Origin of the sequence: Cellvibrio sp. KY-GH-1, from assembly GCF_008806975.1 — a bacterium.
Lineage (GTDB): Bacteria > Pseudomonadota > Gammaproteobacteria > Pseudomonadales > Cellvibrionaceae > Cellvibrio.
Map to the genome: position 1 here is coordinate 1,280,275 of NZ_CP031728.1, position 18,610 is coordinate 1,298,884.

The window sequence follows — 18,610 nt, forward strand, 5'->3', positions numbered from 1 at the left end:
TCATCACCCAAGCATTTTCATTAAAAGATCAGTCGTTAACTCTTCATCATCATCAACTTCTACCGCCTGTTTTTCATGCGGGAGAAAATCAACGAGTCGAGCCTTTCCGCCATTACCATTATTTATTTGTAACGCCACCACCGCAGCGGATTGCTCCATACGTCGCCCGGGGTTCAGTGAGCCGCGCAACGCACGGTATGCAACCCACTGCGCAAACTCATCCACATCCATGTTTTCTTTGGCTTCAGCAATGGTCCGCCCACCAATGCCGCACAGCACTAATTCGTGCCAGACCTCTTCGCCCGGGCTGATTTCTTTTTTGCCGGAGCATCTTCCGCCGTACGCTTTGGCATGCTGGCAAACACGGCATTAACCAATACATAACCCAGCGTTGGCTTTAAATTTGCCGCCTCCTCAATACTCATTTGCTCAGTGCCATCACCAAAGCGAACCAGCTCGGAAATAATGCGCGAATTGCGCGAATCTTCATCACCATTAACCGGGCTATTAAAAATACGGTCATTGGCAGCGAATGGAATTTTTGTACGCACATAAATATCAAACTTTGTTTCTACCTCTTTGCCATCATCATCCGTATCCACCCAGGTAACCGGCACCTTTTTTAACGCACCAGCAACAGCAGAACCCTTGGTTAACAACTCACTCAAATTTAAATTCATATTTACCTCACAAATAGAGCCGCCCAACGGCGCGTTGAATGAGCATAAAAAAACCCGCACAACGGCGGGCTTTTTTCAGGCTCAAATTAATGCGCGTTGTCGTGGCGCTTCACAGCGGGACTAAACGCGACTTGATACTAAACTGCTTTTGGAACCAGCTTGCGAATTCCGGATAACTTAACCGTGACCGCCGAACCAACCACAGAGTTAGTTGCAAAATCAAATGGCACATCTTGCACATAACCGGTAAACGACACCCAGGTTCGCGTGTTTGGCAACACCAAACCAGCAGGAGAATAGGTTGCAGTTGCTGCCGCACCCGTTCCGCTACCACCGCTAAATCCAACAGTGGGTGCGGATGTATAACCAGTGCCAGGGTTAGTAATATTCACAGCAACGACTGCACCGGAATCAATTACCGCCGTACCAGCAGCACCCGTACCACCACCACCCGTGAAAGAAACAGTAGGCGCAGTTACATAACCGGTACCGCCGGCCGTAACCGCAACAGCAGACACAGAACCCGAGGAGGAATATGTTGGTGCAGCAGTGCCATCACTCCACCCAATCAACCATTGCACGGTTTCATCCGCTTCAAAAATGTCATTGATGCGAACGTGTGACACAACGGCAGGATCAAAATCCAATCCAATATTGGCAGTGCCACCTGTCGCCATGCCCGGTACAGATTCCATTCCTTCAGAATCCAAACAGGTTGTATCAATTTCAGATTTAGTGGCGCTAATTCCGGTAATGGTTTTCGGGCAATCCACTTTAAAAACTTTGTCCGCACTTGCACTTGCCTGGTAAACAAACAGTTGAGTGCCCTTGGTAAACTTTGCCATAACATTTTCCCCTTTAGGACTAAATCGCCTCTCGGCGCGTTTGGTTTGCATGGGCATAAAAAAACCCGCACAAGGCGGGCTCGTTCACACTCAAATTAGTGCGCGTTTTCGCAGCGCTTCACAGCAAGCTAAACGCGGCTTTACTACAAAACAGTAAATCTATCGATAACAAAGCCAGGAGACATCAAAACTAAAACGGTACACATCCGTTTCTGCATCAAAGGCCTCACCGCGCCAACTTTCCACAAATGCAAATTGCTCAATGCAGTTTCGCAGAACAACAGCAACAGCACGCACGGACGATGCGGATTTACCGTAAACATCCACCTGCAAACGAAATTCATCATCCGTAGGTGCATCCGCCAAATTATTGTTTGGTTCGCCGCCGATGGTTTGCCACACAGCGTATGGATAGATTTTTTCTTGCGGCGCCTCGCCAAACATATCCAGCCGAATAGGGTCACCCAGCAATGCACGCACAGCTGGATCCGCCTGGCATTTTTCATAAATAGGCGCAAACATTATTTACCCGCCCGCTTAAGCGCACGATCAATTGCTTTGTCAGTTTCAACAGCCACGATGCTTGTTACCCTATCAATATTATCTGCTAACGCTGGCCGCATAAAAGGAGCAGCAGGAATATGCTGCGTTCCAAACTCTTTATATCGCCAGTAATAGGTGTCGCCCCCTGGATTTTTCTTACTACCACCAGTTTTATACACTTTTCCAGAGCGACCCAATCTCCGATTTTCCCGAGAGTCAGCGTAATTCATCGCGCCCCCCATTACACCGACACGAAACATCAAATCCCCTGTTGTCTTAAATCGACGAGATGACCATCGAACTGCCATATTCAACGGTATGCTTTCTGCTGTGTTAGGATCATTAAAACGCTCTGCATTTTGCTTCGCAACATCCCGCACAAAATTGGCCGCTTTTCGCAAGCCCGCTCTGCCACCTTTATAACGAATTTCATCACTAACAGCTTTTAGTTTTTTTTGCAGAGAATCAACACCCTGCAATTTGAAATCAAAAGAGTCCATTACTTTTTATCCACAAATGCTGAACACTTAATGCGGTATTCTTGCCGCGCGGTTATATCGGTATCCCAACTGGCAATATTAAAAATCAAACCATCCCAAACAATACGCCAGCTTGGGTCTAACCCTGGGAACCAACGAACATTAATTCGCGCTGCAATATCGGCGGTAAGCGATGCGTTTTTTACCACCTCTTTTCCGGACCCCGTTAATACCTCCGCCGGTACCGACACCAACTGAACGCCGCCAGCAACAGCGGGTAACCAATTCTTAATGCGCTCGCCCGTGGCGGTATTTCTGGTTTCAGTAAGCGCCTGAAATTGTACGCGGTGACGAAGGCGATGCGACAACATTTAAACCCCCAACCTACAACGGTGTGGCATTAACTTAACTTCAGCCACTTTGCGCAACTGCTCTTGATCAACAGGAGAAGCCTGATAAGCAGCCTGAACAAGAATTAATATTCCCAACTTAACTGAAGGCGGCATGTCACGCGATAACGTAGAAATATCCACTGAATCACAGCACGACCCAGCCCCCCAATATTCCAGATTAGTCCGATCCATAAAATTCATGGCTTCATCACTTGCCGCATCCAACAACAACTGAAGCTTTTCATCATCGCCATCATGAATAACATCAAGGTAGTTTTTTACTTGCTGGAGTGAAACGCCAGACACAGTAGCACTGGCAACAACACCACCAACATCACACACACACATAACACCCAACGGAGCCGAAAACCCAGGAACATATGGAACGAAAGTACCAACCTGGCAAAAAGCAGCCACACCGGTCGGCTGCACAATAGCCTGACCAAGACCAATGGCATCGCCAATTGATGCAGCAACACCCAATCCAACCGGCCTCGCGACAACGGCACCAGAAGCAGCTACAGCACCCACCGACGCAACAGCACTAACGCCATTGGCGACCGCCGTAGCAACGGTATAAATCGTTGAAAATGGACCCCAAGTATTATCTGAACCATCGCGAGCACGCGCTTGGAAAGGCCGCACAATGGATTGTGAAATTGCCCCCTGAGCACTCACTACCGTATTCGGTGAATCTGTGTGCTCAACGTGGGATACATTGCCCACACTGCCAGACGCAAGCTGCTCAAAAATGTAACCGGGATCAGTCAACCCGCCAGAAATCGCTACCTGAATATTTCCAGCAATGGGCGAAAGCGTAATACTTTGTGTAAGCGTTGTCGCACCTGACACGTATTTTGCTGTTATTACTCCAAACGCCAAGCCGCCTTGGACCACGGGAGCAACAACCGTAGTCTTTCCCGTTCCGGAGTCATACGCCCAAGACCCAACCGCTTGTGAAACCTCCAAGCCCCCCGATACCAAACTGGCCGAGCCGGAAGCCATATTTCCAGAAATAATCGCCGTTAGTGTTTGGGCATTGGTTACAGGGCTCGGCGTTACGCTATCCAAACTCACCGAAGGCGGAGATACATCATCAAGAATCGCGTAGGCACCCCAGCTTGAGTTAGCCGTGCTCGAGGTAACTGCAAATGTAGCCGGTAAAGACGCCTGGGCCGTACTGTGGTTGTTGCGGGTTGAACCTGCAAGGGTCCTGATTCCCACAACAAAACCAGAACCAGAACCAGCGGAAGGCGATGCTAGACCAATACCAATACGCTTGCCTGCGTAGGCTGATAAATCAATACTCAATCCTGAAGATTTAACATGAACATTTGCTCCGCCGGCAACCAGTGTCGCCGTGTTGTAACTTATTGTCGTGGCCGTGCTGGAAATTAGCGTTTCGGTGTCCAGGTCGTAGATACCCATTTGAAACGATCTTGTTCCCGTCGTCCCATTTGCTGGCGTAGCCATCCATAGCAATCCAAACTCTGTAATTTTTTGACCTGCCGGCAGCACAATTTCATGTATACCACCCTCAAGCTGTTTTGGGGTCGTCAAGTTAAATGCAGACCCGGTAAAACCAGACGTTGAATTATCCCCTAGCACTATGGTCACGGTGCGACCTCCAAGTATTTTTGCGCAAACCTCTGACCAATAGTCGCCAAGCTTGCCGCGTCGTAATGGTCCGAGTCCAACCAAGCCAAGTCAGTACAGGTTACAAGATGCATTCCAGCGTTTGCCGCATCAAGGTTTGCTAACGCTGCATTAATCGTTGTTGCGTTTGCTTTATCTGGCTTTATCGTCCCCATGATCCAAGGCGTGGCGGAACTAATACCAGGAACGTTTGCAAGATAATCGTTATATGCCGCTTGATATCTGCCCTCAAATAAACCTGAAGCAGTTGCGCCTGCATCAGCATCAGATTCACCAAGAAGCGTCAAAACCCCACAAAGCCGATTGGTACCGCCAGGCAAAGCCATTGCGGCCGCTAATCTAGCTTTTGAACTGTTATCAAGCGAATTGCCGGCATTCCAATGGCCACCGTTAAAAGACGTTCCCCCTTGCGCGCAAGGGACCAGCAATATTTTCCTATTTCCGGCAAGCGTTGGAACAATAGCTTTGCAGAATTCCAGCCAAAGCCCCATTTGCCCTGCATTTTCGTTAACCTGGTCAAGCGGATTTGTAGCTGCGGAAACCGCTTGCGAGTTGTAACCGAATTGAAAAACTTTACCGATTACAGCCGAATAATCATCATCGATACCTGCGCGAATAGGCGCCCTACCGATCGTGTTCGACTGAGCTTTTGTCATCCAAAAAATATCGTAGCCGTATCTTGCTGGCGGATTAGAAATATAAACACCACCACTAGAAAAAACCTTCACACTCAAATCAGACTTGAGCAAAATCATTTGCAACTACCCAATACGAATCAGCGCAGTAGCCGCTGCCGGAACTGGAAATTCAACCGTAAAAGGCGCACCAGATGCCGAAATGTCAGCACCAAAATCCAGCACAGCAATAGCCTTATTTGAACGTGTTGCGTTGTAAATCAAAGCACCACGCGCAGTAATAGATGCACCGCTCCAAACCGGATCCGAAAAATCAACCCATCGAACATTAGAAGCACCACCAACTGCACGCCCAGAAAGACTTTTTCCGCCAGCCGTATAACCTGTTCCGACAACCTCCCCCGTAGCCGTGTACGCTGCCGTATCAACGTTTAAAGTTGCCGACGATGAGTACAATGCAATTCTGTAATCATCACCGGGCTGGTGAACTCCATCCTGAATATCAGCTTTATATGCGTTCGTAATTGCCGCAGTAATTGTCATGATTCACTCCAAACAATAAATATTAAGCAAGCGCTTCATCCAAACTGACACGCTTAAAACATGTAAGCGCGCTCACCGATGAAGCATTTATGATTTCAACATCACCAAGATTATTTTTAAGATAATCAAACTGCACAGGCCATTTGTTAACTTTTCCTGCATTAGCCAACCCCTTAGGGTGATCGCCGTGCCAGTGCGTTTTTCCACCTGTGTGTTGCATGTCATAACCCAACATAATTACCCGTTTAACACCAAGGTAAGCCGCCAATGCAATTACACCAGCGCCACTATTGTGATAATGATGCACAGGCGCATGAATGGCGGAATAACAACCGCTCATACAAGTGAAAAGCGCACCTGAAAATTCTTTCTTTAATCGCGTGTGATATTTATCCCACCACACACGATCCATTGCATATAACGCATCCGCCCAAGGGCACAACATAAACGTCGAATTTACGACGAAGACTGCTCTCCCGCTGTCGGCTTGCGCCCACGCTTTTGCTTTGTTGCAGTCGTCTTTGGTGAGACTGGGGCCGCTCGCGATGCAGACTGCACTGTGCCAGCGGCCGGAATAGGGTTTAACGAAGAATCACCAAGCGAAGTACCAGCAACCAAACGAATCAGCCCCGCACGCTCGTAGGGCTTAGCTTGGGCTTCCGTTAAATCCAACGGCTGATCGCGATTAACTTTTCCCAAGCGATCATCATCAAAACCATGATTTGCTTTGTAGTTCGCCATAATAAAAATCCAAATTAGCCCAGTAAAAAAGGCAGCCGAAGCTGCCTTTATTTTTAACCAATCGCTTTTTATGCGCTGGCTACTTCAAACTCACCTTTAACGAATGCCTCTGGGCGATACACAGCCAGCGCCAATCGCTCTTCCGCACGAATGGTGATCATATTTTTACTGAAGTTGTCTTTATCTTCAGTAGAGATAACCACGTTCGCATCCTCACGGTCATAGACCTGAGCACCCAATTTAAAAGCACCGACCAGAAAGTCACCTGCATCCATGGACTGAGTAGCAACAACCGGACGCGACCACAAGGTCGGCATAGTCAAACCAAACGGATTCGCCAAAATGTATTTATTTTGGGTGTCTTTGGTGAGCTCAATGGAAGCCCAATCAATTGGGCTAAGCACAATGCCATCGGCGTAGTACTCAGCCAGCTCTGCTTGCAACAACGCTAAACGCAACTGATCAATCCAAGTTTGGTTTTGAACAGTAACACCAGGGTTTGCATAGGCCACCGCTTGAGTGTAAATACCATTCAAGTTATTACCGGTACCAGAACCCTTAAGCAACTGAAGCTCTTCTTTCAGCTGCAAACCGTAACGTAAGCGCGCATCGATATAACTGGACAATTGCGCAGCATCATCCAGAATTTGCTTACTGGCACGCACCAGGTGTGCAATGGTTTTTACACCACTTTGCACCAGCTCAAAATCAATATCAGATTCCGGCTTATCATTAGTCGGATTCTCACTGACCGGTGCTGCATTGTTTGTAAAGCCAGTCTCTTTCACATACTCAATCATGTTTGAGCCAGTGCGGCCCGGCGCAATCAAGTCACGAATAGTGAGGCGACGCTGCGGCAAACCTACAATACCTGGCTGACGATCAGGAACAACCAGCGAACCAGCAGAGGTGTCTAAACTGGTAATTGCTGCATTAATTCCAATTGACAGTTTTGAAGTTACATTCCAGTCAACACCTTCAAATTTTTCAGATTGAACAACATGCTGACCGAGCGATAAAACGCGACTCGGCTCATTGGAATTACCCTCAACCTGCACCAACTTTTGCTCCGCCGCGGTTAACCGCGCTTGCAGAACACCCTGCTCAGTCAATAACTTATCGACATTGGTTTTCGTTTCCGCAGAAAGCTCAGCGTTTTTCTTCAGCTCTTTTTGCGATGCCTCGGCCTGAGCTTTTAAATCATCACCAATTTGTTTTAATTGAGCACCAACCTGTTTGTATTCAGCTTCAACACGCTTCAGATCCTCACCTACCTCACCCGCCTGGGCGTGCTTGCGGAATAGAGCAACAGGCGTTTTATCAATCAGGAACGTGGTTGCTGCAACAAATGCGCCAGAGGCAACAAAACTCATCGGCTCTAAACCAGAAACCACCGGGATGATTGCCGCAATAAAAATTACCGACAACATAAATACCGGGCTTAATTTCAACTTCTTCATAATCACCTCAACTATTGAGACTTGCAGATAAATTTGCAGCAAGGCTAGTCAAACCACCCAACTGCACGTTTAAGCCAGCATTGTTGCCAGCAGTATTCCCGGTAGCGCCCGGCATACCGGAACCAGTAGCGCCCGGCATACTGGTTTTGAATTCATTCATGAGCGAGCGACGATCCGAGCGAGAAAGACCGGCACGCGCCAATGCCACCTCCATTTTCTTCAGTGCAGAAGCTTGCGCATCCGCATCACCCTCACTGGTTTTAATATCGATAATGGAATCAGCCAAACCCAACTCAACAGATTGAGCGCCGGCCAACCAACTCTCTGCATCCATCAGTTTTTGCATGGCCTTGATATCCTCGCCGCTACGCTCCGCGTACAAATCCGCCATTGCATAATCAAACGGCTCTAACCAATCAGCCACATCACGCAATTCATGGCGGTTACCCGCAGCGACGACCCAACTGTTATGCACCATGTAAAACGCCGCGCGCGCTATCTGCACATCATCACCAGCCACCGCAATGACTGATGCAGCACTGGCGGCAACACCAATAATTTTTACAGTCACTTTTCCCTTGTGATCTTTAAGCAGGTTGTGAATTGCCAACCCCTCAAACAAATCACCACCAGGCGAATTGATATAAACCGTTACATCTTTTTCAGCACCAATGGAGCGCAGTGCGCCTGCAATGCGCTTTGCAGTTGTACCCTCACCCGTCCACCAGTCATAACCAATTACATCCATGATGCTGATGGTGGCCTCTTGCTCAGCAACCTCAGCACGCAACCCCGGATTCCATGCATTAAGGGCAATAGGTGATAAATCCATACTCAAGCTTTTTGGCACAGTGGCGCGCATGGCGAGCAATTGACTAAGCGACATTTTTTTCTTCCTCAAATTGTTTTAACCATGCAGCCAGCGCAGCACCAGCACGCTCGCTTTGATTTGTTTTACCAATATTGTCAATGGTGGTCATGGCAGATTGAACAGTTAGCTCATCTGCATTGCCGCCACGTGGCGAAAGGTTTTCAAGAACACGAACTTCATCGCGAGTCATAATGCCGTTATTAACAAGCACCGAATAAAACTGTGCGCGCGCCGGACTGTCCGCCCGCAACAAACCTTCAATTGAAAACTCAACGTAATATTTGGCGCGATCAACGGGCGACAGTAGCTGCATGTTGATGGACTGCTCAATACGCACCAACCAGGGCCTCAAGGTAAACGTCAAGAAAGCAATTAATTTTTGCTCCAGCCCGGTACCGAAATTACTCACCGCCTGGCCATGACCAACCATGGACGGATCCACACGAAACCAGCGGCAAACCTCCTCCACAGAAAACGCGCGCGACTCCAACAACTGAGCATCTTTTGGATTAATGCCAATTGCTTTTGCATCCATCCCGCCTTCAAGCAGTGGCGATTCGCCTGCATTAATCGCCCCCTTAACATCCTTAAGGCTTTCGCGAAAATCTTCGCGCTGCTGCTTTTGCAGGACGCGATCTAACGTGAAATAAACTTTCGGTAATAATCCATTTTTAAACGCACTGTTAGCTGCAGTACTGGCAGCTAACGCACCGCCAAAGATTGATGCACCGTAGGCAATAACAGAAACACCCCAACGACCATCCAACGAATAACCAGGTATGTGGAAAATCTTGCCCCATGGAATGTCACGGCTTGTGCCATCTGGATCACGATACACCCAAACTTTTCCAGCCTTATCTTTTGGCGTTAATCGACTTGGAACCAGAAAATCGAGCGCAACCATTCTGCCGCCCAGTTCTTTTTGCTCGGCAAATCCGTTACCACGCAAACCAATCGCGGTAACCATCGACTCCCAAAAAGTTACCGGTGTCGAATAGGCATTGGGCTGATTATGCAAAATGCTATACAGCGGGTGATTGTTGGCCGGCTTACGACCCGTTGGTGTGCGCTCGTACACTTTCAACGGCAGGGTCGATGCGGTTTCAGCAATCAAACGCATACAGGCCCATGCCGCGGACAGAGACATAACCGTTTTCTCATTAACCGGCTGTCCAGCAGACTCGACCGACGAATTCCACGCAGACCAAAACGCCGAATCAGTTAGCGAAATTGGAATACCCAAGTAATTCAAGATCGCCGACTTTATGCGCCCCGGTTTTTTTGTTTGTGGTGTCATACGATTATCGGATCCAAAATAAAGTCGTCGAGGTCGCCGTCATCATCGTCTGGCGTGTACGCAGCGATGAACGACATTAGCGCAGCAACTGCGCCGTCAATTTTGTTATCACGGGATTCTTTTACAGGCCGCATCATTTTTCCGTCATCCGTTTCTTTTGCGACCACATTGCCGAACATCCAAGTCAAGCAGGGATTACCATCATGATGAATGCGACCGGCTTTAAGCAGCCGTTCAAAATCACGCATGGGCGCCGAAAAGTTTGAATAGGTTTGCCCAACCTTCACCGCTTCCATTTCATGATTTTTTTGCAAGCGCAACGCCAGATCCGCAGCGCCGTGCGGGTCATAAAAAACCTGAGCAATGGAATAAAGTTCAGAGTCCGCCTTGATGTGATCCTCTACATCTTCGGTGTCGATATGATCGCCATCGCAGGATTCTAGATAACCTTCACGAATCCAGCCGTCATAGTGATCATGCTCAGCCGCTTTGGCTTCCGTGGTGTAGTAGCGACCGAAAAAATAATAGTGATCAAGGCCATCAATGTTGCGACGAAAACATTTAACAGCCGCGGTTAAATCGTCAGACTCAGAAAGGTCTATACCGAGCTTTGCCGACTCACCAATGAAATCATCTGCACTTAATGTTTGATCTGCCGCGCGCGACCAATCAAGCATATTAAGCCAGGCATTTTTTGCCGTAACCCAAATGTTAAAGTGCTTGGTCATTACAATACTGCGCTTGCGCGGACTGCGTATTGCATCCTTCACGCGCGCGCGCAGGAAATCCCAATCAACTGAAATTCCCACATTGGGATTTGCTTTTAAAATTCCCTCATCAGTCATCCATTCTTTTTCAGGATCATCTACGGTGTAGATCATCCCGTACAACTCTTCATTAACCTCACCCTCCAGCATCCGCTCAACTTCTTTTTGCAGCGAATAACAAGGGCCGGCAATGTTTGAACCGGCGGTTGTAATACCCACTAACAAAGGTTGTTCACGTGCGCCCATGCCCGTCAACATAGTGTCGTAAAGCGTGTCATCCTGATGTTCATGCACCTCATCGAGAATTGCGCAGCTTGGTGATGCACCGTCACCAGGCTTACCAATCACCGGCTCAAAACGACTACCATCTGCCGTACGCTTACGCCCATCAAGCAACGGCTTAGTGCCGGTGTTATCACACTCCAACCGCTTGGCATGACTGGTAACACCATAGGTGCGACGGAAAGACGGCTGCTTTTCTGCCATTTTCTGCGCAGGTCTGAACACTTCCCACGCCTGCTTTTCGCTGGTGGCACCGCAATAAATTTCCGCACCAAACTCGCCATCCTCAACCAGCATGAACAACCCGATGATTGCGGCTTTAACGGACTTTGCATTTTTTCGCGGAACACACAGGTAAATAATTCGGTACTTACGCAGGCCGGTGTACATGTTTACCCAGCCGAAGATCATCGCGAAATTAAACTTTTGCCAAGGCTCAAGTTTGATGCGATTTTCCTTGCCTACTTTTGCAGCCCACTTACCTTTTACATGCGGAAATAATTGCCCAAAATTGATTGGCCGCTGAGCCTTTTTTTCATCGAAAATGTAGGGAAAATCCTTCGTCCCCTGGCGCTGTAAATCATTCAGGTGTCGCTGTACCGCCAACCGTTCCCACTTGCACGCCGGGCGAGCCCCGGACGTTACTGAATCGCAATAAGCCTGAATATCGTGCAGGTGTTGACTCATATACTCCCGAATTCGTCATCACCAAATAAAGACCCCTGACGGTCGTTAAACCGCAACTCAGTTGCCGGTGATAGCCCCAGCTGCGCGACCAGAGAATTCCACTTGCGCCAGTCGTCATTCAATTGCGCAACCTCGGGACGGCTTTTGTGCTGCACGCCGTGACGACCAGTGGTGATGTAAGTCCAATTGTCTTTATCAAGCTGGCAGCGCGTTGCATCCATCCGAACTTTTACAACGCAGTACTCTTGCACAAAATCTACGAAATGCTTTTTCAATCGACCAAGGCGACTTAATTCCGGGGCGATGCGATTCCACACACGTTTTTCATCCGCATTCATTCCGCGCGGCATCAACTCTTTCGCGCGCTGGATATGCGCCTCTTCATTTTCCGCAGCAGCAGCCGCGCCCTGATCAAACGCCGGATGCTTTGCAACAACGTTTTCAGAGTATCTACCGACCATAAAACAATTCCCAATCCACCATCGAGTGGTGAATTTCTTTTCAATTCAACGCGCGTAAAAATCTCATTGAGGGGGCGGTGTTCGCTACGAGGGCACGGAGGTTTTTAACCACCCCTCCCCCGCACCGACTCAGCATGAGTTTTGATTTTGTCGCAGCTTTTGCAAATCGTTTGCAGATTAGTTTCATCATCATTACCACCTTCAGCTTTCGGAATGATGTGATCACAAACACCACCTAACTCGCCATGCAATGTAACGATGGTCTCAATACCTTTCGATAAACATATCTGACAAACAAATCCATCACGCTCAAAAACACGCTCCCGCTTGCGCTGCCACGGCCTGCCACCACGACCAGACCGTTTGTGAACCGGCTTAACCCACGGCTGCGATTGCGGGCATCGATCGCTATGCACAGCCCGACAACAGGCACACCAACGACCAGGCTTAGCAGGCATAACTAACTATCCAAATATTTATCATCACCAATTTGGCCGGATTCCTGCTCATCACCAGAAACCAATTCCGTCAAAAGAATCAGGCAATCACTGCAAATCCTGTTCGACTCGCCTATCTCCAGCGTCAGCAATTGAATTGCTTCCAATGTCTTCTGTTGCACCATTAGAAGTGCCGTCAACTGATCTTCCAAGGACATATGCCGCCCGCTCTTTTGCCACTCTGGCAATGTAATCAATTGCGCTTTTTAACGCCTCTCGGCGTTTATCGCACCCAACGCATGCCATATCAATGCTCACACTTGCTACATTTGCGCCAATACAACCAGCCACCAACACGCACAGCCGAATACATCGCCATACGGCGCCAACGAACTTCACCAAGCACTTCCATTGCCTCAAGGAATATTGAATCAGCCATTGAGCGGTTACACCAATCAGGCTTAGCCACATACAGATAATCATGAACAATGGCCGCATTTCGATGCTTACCATTCACCGGAATCAACGCAGTAAACGAACGAGGAATACTTGCTAAATCAGTTTCAAACCCGGCAGGAATCTCAATCACACGCCCAGCAACATCAGACTCATAACGAATAACTTTCGTCGTTAACCACTGAGAAGAACGCTCGCCAATATCAAGCGGTGACTTATCAATAAAACTACTCACAACTTGCTCGCCGTATTAATTGCCACATCAATCACGCGCCCGAGATAAATCCTCACCTCAGCATCACCGATACGCCCCGCTATTTCTTGCCTGACCAAATCAATAACCTGTGACAACAACACCTGATCGGCAACACTCAACGAATCCCAATCCATGAGACGAACAAAACCATCAGCCCAGCTCAACGAATCAAAATACTCATCGCTCTGAACGAATTGCCGGGCCACACTCAGCGCCGCAATTAAACTCTCGCGCCGCTGCGCATCAGCAGCAGGCGTGGATCCAGCCTCAACATAACGAATAACTCCCTGGCTAACACCGATATCAACCAATAAATCATTGCGCCCACTAACACTTTCACAAGCAGGCAAAACCAACAGGCAAAGGCCAGCCAGAGAGAAGGCGCATAACACCTTCATCAATTCGATAATATTTTTCATAGGATTTACCCGGATACTGATTAATCAGCTATTGAATTGGAACCAAAAAAGAACAAAGCACTAACGCACCAACAACCGCATAAAATATAACAACTGAGCTCGCAACAACCTTAACTGCCCTCATGCACTAACCCTTATCCGCCCACGACTCCAGGCGCTTATGAAAAATTCGAGTACACAAAAATAAAGTACGACTCCCGGCATGACCACCAATGCCAGCCAATGCCATGGCCATCATGATGTTCAAATCCCACGACATAGCAACCAAGCCGACAATAAAACCCGCGAACATAGAAACCGCAATCTCAATCACAAACTCTGCCCAACTGAATAAAACACCATTGCCGCGAAGGCGACTCAAGTAATTAATTAAACCACCCCACAAGCTAATACCAAGGCACAGCAAATAGCCGAGCCAGTTGTGATCGCCGTTATTGTCCATCAGTAATAATTCCTGTACTTGAGAGAACTATCGACGTAATGCTCAACCGTACCCTTGCCAAGAACACTGTTGTAATGCTTCTTCCAGTAAGCAGCACGCTGCTTCAAGGTCTGAGGTATTGCCCCAGGGCGTAACTTGTAATGCAATCTCGCAATAATGGTTGCGAGTAACGGGGAAAAATTCAGATCATCCCATTGGACAGTTTTAATATCGATATCAAACGCCAATTTGATTGCCGCTGCATCCGCAGCACTTGTACGTGACTGAACATCTTTGAAGGGCAGCTGATCACATTGATAGAGGCCGCGACCAGCGCCATTTGGGGTGGGATCTGCATAGGTTCCAAATTGGGTTTCTGCTGCCGCCGTCTCACACAACAAATAAACCGCAGCATTTTGTTCACCAGAGCCAAGAATATTGCACACAGCCTGGGCGTAATGCTTCACATGCGCTAGCGAAACCAAACCATATCCAATCATGCAAACCCCAGAAATAAAAAAGCCCTGAAGCCAATCACTCCAGGGCAGGACTCATTGTAAATTCAACACACACAGCAAGCACAAGGCAAACAAAAAGGCCGGTGAATTTCTTCAACCGGCCTTTAGTGTGTAGCTCTGCACAAGCATAGCGAGAATTTACACTTGCACTGCCGCACTTTTCAAGCTTTTTTCAAAAATATTTTTAAGCGGCATCACTAAACACACTTAAACGACCGGAAATAAACCCACAGCCTTGAGCAATAAACTTATCAACTTTTGACCGAGAGCAATTCAACTTCAGCCCAATCTCAATAACACCAAGCCGCCGCACATAACTCAGCTCGATAACGTAACGTAGATTTTTATCATGCTCACCCAGCGCGATCACAGCCGCATCAACCTGCAACGCAAGATCATCACTAATATTCGGCACCACACCCTTACGCACATCAACAACCCAGCTTGACGCGCTCGCACCCAAGGCCCCAAAGCCACCCCTACTCCATTTGGCCCACTCACGCAAAATCGAATCAATATCATTACCCGGCATGCGGCCTCCTGTTGTTTTTTATTGCTGATAAGAACTCCCCATCAGCCTCAGATATTTTGTTTTTACACGCACCGTAAAAATAACGATCCCAGTCCAGGGCAATCACATTCTGCTCACGCCACAAAATCCTGAACTCTATTGCTTTGCGTTTTATAAAAACCGGAGGCAACCCAAAATCAATTACAACCTGTTCAACTACTGCAATACCGGGCAACCAGTCATCCGCAATCAAACAATTATTACCGCGCGCAGTAGATATATTATTAATTAGACCAAGACTAGACATACCGGAGGTCTGTTGCTCATCCTGTTGTTCATCCGGTTTTTTGCTGTTGCTCATTGCCATTTTTAGGGATGTTTTTGGCAAGTTATCCACAGCACTTTTTGATTGATAACAACTTGAATTATTTGATAAAAAAAGCGTTTTAATTATCTGCTTAGCTGCACCGTCAATTGCTGTTGCTCTTACGTGGCCCTGCTGTTGCTCATCCTGTTGTTCATATTTCTCGCGGATTAATCCCGTGCGTGCAAACGGGAGCAAAAAAACAAGCGGAAGCACCTCACCATCGCTCTCAACACGCTTAATCAAGCCAGCTTTTTCTAACTGCTCCAATGCAGTCCTAATAGCTTGTACAGTAAGCCTAATGATTGGCTTAGTACTCTTTGCCGGTGGCCGAACCTCCAACCACTCACCAATAAGCTTGTAACTTAATCTACAGGTGATACCAACAACACCAGTATTAAAATCCATACGCCGCCGCAGAACGCGCAAATAGAGCACCTGGGCTGCGTGTGGCAAGTAATCCATTGCCGCATCTTCCTCAGCACTCCAACTCCAATTCATATAAAACCAACTAATGCCCTGGTATTGCGCTGACTCATATAGCCATTACGCGCGCTATACAATTGCGCAAGTGTAATACCATGCACCCTGCACGATTCAACGCAAGGCATTGAATGCACATGCGCATAACCATCTACGCAACCCGCAGCACGCCTGGCAGCAGCATCAGAAGCCCACGGATCAAACCGGTTAGCACTTTGCTTTTTTGGAAACCCAAATAAATCGCGAAAATTCATTTTAAGCACCCACACTAACTATTAAATGCATCAACAACAAACTCATAAAGCTGCGCCGGGGACAACTGAAAACGATCAAAGTCGTAATCAAAATCCACCCCACTCACAATTAAACTATTCGCGTGAACTTGCCCTTCCTCGTGCTTTTGCATCAACGTAATCACAATGCCATCACAAGGCGTGCAGTGATATTCATACGCAGGCATTACATAACGCTCACCAGCGCAATATTCTTCAGCATCGCGCCGATAAATATTGCATTCAGCAACCGGGTAGCTAGCCCGCCCTCCACGCTCGCTGCGCGGGCCATTGTGGCTAATAACCTGGTGCGAACCACCTTTTGCCAATTCAATATCGACACGCATATTTTTCTGAACACCTTTCAGAACCCGACTAGTGAAGCTAAATCGGTGATTATGAATAGCGCTAAAATCAAAGCACTTACGGCGCGGCAAATCAGGGTGCCACACATGCAGGCGCTGGTTACCGCCAAGCTTGAGCTGGATAAATCCAAGGCCATGCAGACTTATCGTTTCTTTTGTTGGAGTGAAATCTTTCATCAAATTACCTATAAAAGAAAATTTCTATACAAGAACTAAAAAAGCCGACAGTATTGGCAATTCCGCCTAAAAAAAGGTGGAGCTAGGTGTTAGAGCACCCAGCCCCTTTCTCAAAATTAATCTTCGGAGGATTAATCATGAAAAAACTGCTTGAGCAGATCAAAACATGGTGGATAGGAACCTACATTCCGGAGCCACCAAACAGTCCTCTTGTTTTCGGTATTCATCAAAAACATTGGACCTCCAAGCTTGCACATAATCTTTGGAATTTTTACCTTGAGCACTGGAAATGGGTTTGGTCAACTGCATTGGGATGCGGAACGTTCTATCTAGGAATTCTCAGGCTTAACGGGTGTTATTAACCAATTGCAATAATCCCTAAAGCTGGAAATTTCCAATGGATTTTTACCCGTTTCGTCAGCCCACCTTCGCATTGATTCACTCATCCTAAATAATGAGTAACAATCGATATCAACCGGGCTCACACGCATGGATGCAACCCATTGGCACGCCTCAATGTAACGAGTAAGCCGCTGAATATCATCGGCATAAAATTTGTCACGGCTCTTTTTTCCACACCAAAGACTCCAAGAATTAAAAGCAACAAAAGCCACACAAATCAGAACAGCCGACAAATCCATAACAACCCCCTGTATAAAAAAACATATTAATCACCAGACTGAACAACACTGGCGCGAAATAGCACAATGCACTCCATCAACCGGAGAACCTTATGCACCAGGCAAAACGCACAGAAACAAAAAAGCCGTCGCACCCACAGGGAGGACGGTTAAGCGGCCTTTTTGGCTTTCGGCTTTCTGATTTCTTCACAACCAAAAGAGCCATCATCATTTTCAATTATGAACACAGCCCTTTTACTGGCGAGCATCTGAGATACAGCACTCTGCGAACACCCAATGATTTCCGCCGCTCTCAACTGAGACTGATTACTACAAAACTCACTTAGGGGAATTTTCTTCATATACACCTCTCTTGAGAGATGAAATATAAGCAATACTTGTATTTTAGTCAACAGCAATGCTTGTTTGTTGTTATTAGCATGACTTATTAAAATTTGAAGATGAAAAAACGACGCGAACTATCACCAGCAGAATTAGAAATTGCACAGCGTGCGATGGCACATTTTCAACGGTGTAAAAAAGACAACGGGCTTACACAGTCAAAACTGGCAGATGCCGTAGGGATGAGCCAAAGCGCTATAGGTCAGTACCTCAACGGCGAAATCCCATTTAACCTTCCAGCGCTTATATTGCTCGCCAAAGAATTTGGATGCACTCTCCAGGATTTAGACCCAGACTGCGAGCACATCCTACCCATAACCCCAGAAGAAAAAGCCCTTATCGCAGCTTACAGGGACATGACTGGCCGTCATGACGAAGCAAGTAAAAAAGCTCTGCTTCAAGTTGCGGAACTGTCTCCAGCCTATCGCGTAACGCTTGAGCATACCGCAAAAACAACTCCCTCTGATTAGGATTCATAGATCTAAACGCAATCACCAAAAACTCTTCTTCAGTCACAAAAACATCCCCTTTTTAATAATCCAATCTAAAATTGATATATTGCGATGTTTA

28 protein-coding genes are annotated in these 18,610 nt (G+C 47.4%); 2 read left to right on the forward strand and 26 right to left on the reverse strand.

What is annotated here, in order from left to right; translation table 11 throughout:
* Window positions 1–3 precede the first annotated feature (3 nt).
* The 25 genes from D0C16_RS05370 to D0C16_RS05490 form a co-directional block, all read right to left on the reverse strand.
* Window positions 4–279: a hypothetical protein gene (locus D0C16_RS05370; RefSeq protein WP_225318916.1), complete on the reverse strand. Its 276-nt coding sequence runs from the start codon at window positions 277–279 to the stop codon at window positions 4–6.
* On the reverse strand, window positions 279–680 hold the full coding sequence (locus tag D0C16_RS05375) for a phage tail assembly chaperone family protein, TAC (protein WP_151031359.1): 402 nt from the start codon (window positions 678–680) through the stop codon (window positions 279–281). Before D0C16_RS05375 ends, D0C16_RS05370 begins: the two co-directional genes overlap by 1 nt.
* A 137-nt stretch (window positions 681–817) precedes the next feature.
* Complete coding sequence (locus D0C16_RS05380; RefSeq protein WP_191968651.1) at window positions 818–1,525, reverse strand: phage tail tube protein; 708 nt, start codon at window positions 1,523–1,525, stop codon at window positions 818–820.
* A 159-nt stretch (window positions 1,526–1,684) separates the two neighbouring features.
* Window positions 1,685–2,047 carry a DUF3168 domain-containing protein gene (locus D0C16_RS05385; RefSeq protein WP_151031361.1) on the reverse strand — a complete coding sequence of 121 codons (363 nt, stop codon included), beginning with the start codon at window positions 2,045–2,047 and terminating at the stop codon, window positions 1,685–1,687.
* On the reverse strand, window positions 2,047–2,568 hold the full coding sequence (locus D0C16_RS05390; RefSeq protein WP_151031362.1) for an HK97-gp10 family putative phage morphogenesis protein: 522 nt from the start codon (window positions 2,566–2,568) through the stop codon (window positions 2,047–2,049). Before D0C16_RS05390 ends, D0C16_RS05385 begins: the two co-directional genes overlap by 1 nt.
* Complete coding sequence (locus tag D0C16_RS05395) at window positions 2,568–2,918, reverse strand: phage head closure protein (RefSeq protein WP_151031363.1); 351 nt, start codon at window positions 2,916–2,918, stop codon at window positions 2,568–2,570. Before D0C16_RS05395 ends, D0C16_RS05390 begins: the two co-directional genes overlap by 1 nt.
* Window positions 2,919–4,556 (reverse strand): head-tail connector protein, encoded by a 1,638-nt coding sequence (locus D0C16_RS24385; RefSeq protein ID WP_225318917.1) that lies wholly within the window; start codon window positions 4,554–4,556, stop codon window positions 2,919–2,921.
* Window positions 4,553–5,350 carry a sialate O-acetylesterase gene (locus D0C16_RS05405; protein WP_151031364.1) on the reverse strand — a complete coding sequence of 266 codons (798 nt, stop codon included), beginning with the start codon at window positions 5,348–5,350 and terminating at the stop codon, window positions 4,553–4,555. Before D0C16_RS05405 ends, D0C16_RS24385 begins: the two co-directional genes overlap by 4 nt.
* A gap of 6 nt (window positions 5,351–5,356) precedes the next feature.
* Complete coding sequence (locus D0C16_RS05410; protein ID WP_151031365.1) at window positions 5,357–5,773, reverse strand: hypothetical protein; 417 nt, start codon at window positions 5,771–5,773, stop codon at window positions 5,357–5,359.
* A 22-nt stretch (window positions 5,774–5,795) separates the two neighbouring features.
* Window positions 5,796–6,218: a hypothetical protein gene (locus D0C16_RS23980; RefSeq protein ID WP_191968652.1), complete on the reverse strand. Its 423-nt coding sequence runs from the start codon at window positions 6,216–6,218 to the stop codon at window positions 5,796–5,798.
* A gap of 11 nt (window positions 6,219–6,229) precedes the next feature.
* Complete coding sequence (locus tag D0C16_RS05420; RefSeq protein ID WP_151031366.1) at window positions 6,230–6,514, reverse strand: hypothetical protein; 285 nt, start codon at window positions 6,512–6,514, stop codon at window positions 6,230–6,232.
* A gap of 68 nt (window positions 6,515–6,582) precedes the next feature.
* Window positions 6,583–7,974, reverse strand: coding sequence for a phage major capsid protein (locus tag D0C16_RS05425; protein WP_151031367.1), 1,392 nt, complete (start codon window positions 7,972–7,974; stop codon window positions 6,583–6,585).
* A gap of 7 nt (window positions 7,975–7,981) precedes the next feature.
* Window positions 7,982–8,860: a head maturation protease, ClpP-related gene (locus D0C16_RS05430; protein ID WP_151031368.1), complete on the reverse strand. Its 879-nt coding sequence runs from the start codon at window positions 8,858–8,860 to the stop codon at window positions 7,982–7,984.
* A complete protein-coding gene (locus D0C16_RS05435) occupies window positions 8,850–9,992 on the reverse strand; it encodes a phage portal protein (protein ID WP_255481995.1) in 1,143 nt (380 codons plus the stop codon). Before D0C16_RS05435 ends, D0C16_RS05430 begins: the two co-directional genes overlap by 11 nt.
* Window positions 9,993–10,138: 146 nt before the next feature.
* The gene (locus tag D0C16_RS05440) at window positions 10,139–11,878 is read right to left on the reverse strand and encodes a terminase large subunit (RefSeq protein ID WP_151031370.1); all 1,740 of its coding nucleotides are present in this window, start codon (window positions 11,876–11,878) and stop codon (window positions 10,139–10,141) included.
* Window positions 11,875–12,339, reverse strand: a complete 465-nt coding sequence (locus D0C16_RS05445; protein WP_151031371.1) for a P27 family phage terminase small subunit — start codon at window positions 12,337–12,339, stop codon at window positions 11,875–11,877. Before D0C16_RS05445 ends, D0C16_RS05440 begins: the two co-directional genes overlap by 4 nt.
* Before the next feature lie 104 nt (window positions 12,340–12,443).
* Window positions 12,444–12,797: an HNH endonuclease gene (locus D0C16_RS24750; protein WP_151031372.1), complete on the reverse strand. Its 354-nt coding sequence runs from the start codon at window positions 12,795–12,797 to the stop codon at window positions 12,444–12,446.
* Window positions 12,798–12,799: 2 nt separating this feature from the next.
* Window positions 12,800–12,994: a hypothetical protein gene (locus D0C16_RS05455; RefSeq protein ID WP_151031373.1), complete on the reverse strand. Its 195-nt coding sequence runs from the start codon at window positions 12,992–12,994 to the stop codon at window positions 12,800–12,802.
* An 89-nt stretch (window positions 12,995–13,083) separates the two neighbouring features.
* The gene (locus D0C16_RS05460) at window positions 13,084–13,467 is read right to left on the reverse strand and encodes a DUF1353 domain-containing protein (RefSeq protein ID WP_151031374.1); all 384 of its coding nucleotides are present in this window, start codon (window positions 13,465–13,467) and stop codon (window positions 13,084–13,086) included.
* Window positions 13,464–13,907, reverse strand: a complete 444-nt coding sequence (locus D0C16_RS05465; protein WP_151031375.1) for a hypothetical protein — start codon at window positions 13,905–13,907, stop codon at window positions 13,464–13,466. The genes D0C16_RS05460 and D0C16_RS05465 overlap by 4 nt, the downstream gene beginning before the upstream one ends.
* Before the next feature lie 127 nt (window positions 13,908–14,034).
* Complete coding sequence (locus D0C16_RS05470; protein ID WP_151031376.1) at window positions 14,035–14,349, reverse strand: phage holin family protein; 315 nt, start codon at window positions 14,347–14,349, stop codon at window positions 14,035–14,037.
* A complete protein-coding gene (locus D0C16_RS05475; protein WP_151031377.1) occupies window positions 14,349–14,828 on the reverse strand; it encodes a hypothetical protein in 480 nt (159 codons plus the stop codon). Before D0C16_RS05475 ends, D0C16_RS05470 begins: the two co-directional genes overlap by 1 nt.
* Window positions 14,829–15,030: 202 nt before the next feature.
* Window positions 15,031–15,378, reverse strand: a complete 348-nt coding sequence (locus D0C16_RS05480; RefSeq protein ID WP_151031378.1) for an antiterminator Q family protein — start codon at window positions 15,376–15,378, stop codon at window positions 15,031–15,033.
* Entirely contained in the window at window positions 15,368–16,186 is an 819-nt protein-coding gene (locus tag D0C16_RS05485; RefSeq protein WP_151031379.1) for a hypothetical protein, read from the reverse strand. The genes D0C16_RS05480 and D0C16_RS05485 overlap by 11 nt, the downstream gene beginning before the upstream one ends.
* A gap of 286 nt (window positions 16,187–16,472) precedes the next feature.
* Entirely contained in the window at window positions 16,473–17,018 is a 546-nt protein-coding gene (locus D0C16_RS05490) for a hypothetical protein (RefSeq protein ID WP_151031380.1), read from the reverse strand.
* Between the two features lie 137 nt (window positions 17,019–17,155).
* Here D0C16_RS05490 and D0C16_RS05495 point away from each other — a divergent pair, with 137 nt between their 5' ends.
* The gene (locus tag D0C16_RS05495) at window positions 17,156–17,380 is read left to right on the forward strand and encodes a hypothetical protein (RefSeq protein WP_151031381.1); all 225 of its coding nucleotides are present in this window, start codon (window positions 17,156–17,158) and stop codon (window positions 17,378–17,380) included.
* Window positions 17,381–17,808: 428 nt separating this feature from the next.
* On the opposite strand, the gene D0C16_RS05500 is transcribed toward D0C16_RS05495, so the two are convergent.
* Window positions 17,809–18,000 (reverse strand): Cro/CI family transcriptional regulator, encoded by a 192-nt coding sequence (locus tag D0C16_RS05500; protein ID WP_151031382.1) that lies wholly within the window; start codon window positions 17,998–18,000, stop codon window positions 17,809–17,811.
* Between the two features lie 99 nt (window positions 18,001–18,099).
* Between D0C16_RS05500 and D0C16_RS05505 the strand changes: the two genes are divergently transcribed.
* Window positions 18,100–18,510: a helix-turn-helix transcriptional regulator gene (locus D0C16_RS05505; RefSeq protein WP_151031383.1), complete on the forward strand. Its 411-nt coding sequence runs from the start codon at window positions 18,100–18,102 to the stop codon at window positions 18,508–18,510.
* Window positions 18,511–18,610: the final 100 nt, after the last annotated feature.

Excerpts from the sequence above, each read along its gene's own strand:
- D0C16_RS05490 (WP_151031380.1), bottom strand. The coding sequence starts at position 17,018 with ATGAAAGATTTCACTCCAACAAAAGAAACGATAAGTCTGCATGGCCTT.
- D0C16_RS05390 (WP_151031362.1), bottom strand. The coding sequence starts at position 2,568 with ATGGACTCTTTTGATTTCAAATTGCAGGGTGTTGATTCTCTGCAAAAA.
- D0C16_RS05470 (WP_151031376.1), bottom strand. The coding sequence starts at position 14,349 with ATGGACAATAACGGCGATCACAACTGGCTCGGCTATTTGCTGTGCCTT.
- D0C16_RS23980 (WP_191968652.1), bottom strand. The coding sequence starts at position 6,218 with ATGTTGTGCCCTTGGGCGGATGCGTTATATGCAATGGATCGTGTGTGG.
- D0C16_RS05410 (WP_151031365.1), bottom strand. The coding sequence starts at position 5,773 with ATGACAATTACTGCGGCAATTACGAACGCATATAAAGCTGATATTCAG.
- D0C16_RS05425 (WP_151031367.1), bottom strand. The coding sequence starts at position 7,974 with ATGAAGAAGTTGAAATTAAGCCCGGTATTTATGTTGTCGGTAATTTTT.
- D0C16_RS05505 (WP_151031383.1), top strand. The coding sequence starts at position 18,100 with ATGAAAAAACGACGCGAACTATCACCAGCAGAATTAGAAATTGCACAG.
- D0C16_RS05465 (WP_151031375.1), bottom strand. The coding sequence starts at position 13,907 with ATGAAAAATATTATCGAATTGATGAAGGTGTTATGCGCCTTCTCTCTG.
- D0C16_RS05480 (WP_151031378.1), bottom strand. The coding sequence starts at position 15,378 with ATGCCGGGTAATGATATTGATTCGATTTTGCGTGAGTGGGCCAAATGG.
- D0C16_RS05430 (WP_151031368.1), bottom strand. The coding sequence starts at position 8,860 with ATGTCGCTTAGTCAATTGCTCGCCATGCGCGCCACTGTGCCAAAAAGC.
- D0C16_RS05445 (WP_151031371.1), bottom strand. The coding sequence starts at position 12,339 with ATGGTCGGTAGATACTCTGAAAACGTTGTTGCAAAGCATCCGGCGTTT.
- D0C16_RS05475 (WP_151031377.1), bottom strand. The coding sequence starts at position 14,828 with ATGATTGGATATGGTTTGGTTTCGCTAGCGCATGTGAAGCATTACGCC.
- D0C16_RS05455 (WP_151031373.1), bottom strand. The coding sequence starts at position 12,994 with ATGTCCTTGGAAGATCAGTTGACGGCACTTCTAATGGTGCAACAGAAG.
- D0C16_RS05495 (WP_151031381.1), top strand. The coding sequence starts at position 17,156 with ATGAAAAAACTGCTTGAGCAGATCAAAACATGGTGGATAGGAACCTAC.
- D0C16_RS05500 (WP_151031382.1), bottom strand. The coding sequence starts at position 18,000 with ATGAAGAAAATTCCCCTAAGTGAGTTTTGTAGTAATCAGTCTCAGTTG.
- D0C16_RS05380 (WP_191968651.1), bottom strand. The coding sequence starts at position 1,525 with ATGGCAAAGTTTACCAAGGGCACTCAACTGTTTGTTTACCAGGCAAGT.
- D0C16_RS05395 (WP_151031363.1), bottom strand. The coding sequence starts at position 2,918 with ATGTTGTCGCATCGCCTTCGTCACCGCGTACAATTTCAGGCGCTTACT.
- D0C16_RS05375 (WP_151031359.1), bottom strand. The coding sequence starts at position 680 with ATGAATTTAAATTTGAGTGAGTTGTTAACCAAGGGTTCTGCTGTTGCT.
- D0C16_RS05385 (WP_151031361.1), bottom strand. The coding sequence starts at position 2,047 with ATGTTTGCGCCTATTTATGAAAAATGCCAGGCGGATCCAGCTGTGCGT.
- D0C16_RS05435 (WP_255481995.1), bottom strand. The coding sequence starts at position 9,992 with ATGTCTCTGTCCGCGGCATGGGCCTGTATGCGTTTGATTGCTGAAACC.
- D0C16_RS05440 (WP_151031370.1), bottom strand. The coding sequence starts at position 11,878 with ATGAGTCAACACCTGCACGATATTCAGGCTTATTGCGATTCAGTAACG.
- D0C16_RS05485 (WP_151031379.1), bottom strand. The coding sequence starts at position 16,186 with ATGGATTACTTGCCACACGCAGCCCAGGTGCTCTATTTGCGCGTTCTG.
- D0C16_RS05405 (WP_151031364.1), bottom strand. The coding sequence starts at position 5,350 with ATGATTTTGCTCAAGTCTGATTTGAGTGTGAAGGTTTTTTCTAGTGGT.
- D0C16_RS24750 (WP_151031372.1), bottom strand. The coding sequence starts at position 12,797 with ATGCCTGCTAAGCCTGGTCGTTGGTGTGCCTGTTGTCGGGCTGTGCAT.
- D0C16_RS05420 (WP_151031366.1), bottom strand. The coding sequence starts at position 6,514 with ATGGCGAACTACAAAGCAAATCATGGTTTTGATGATGATCGCTTGGGA.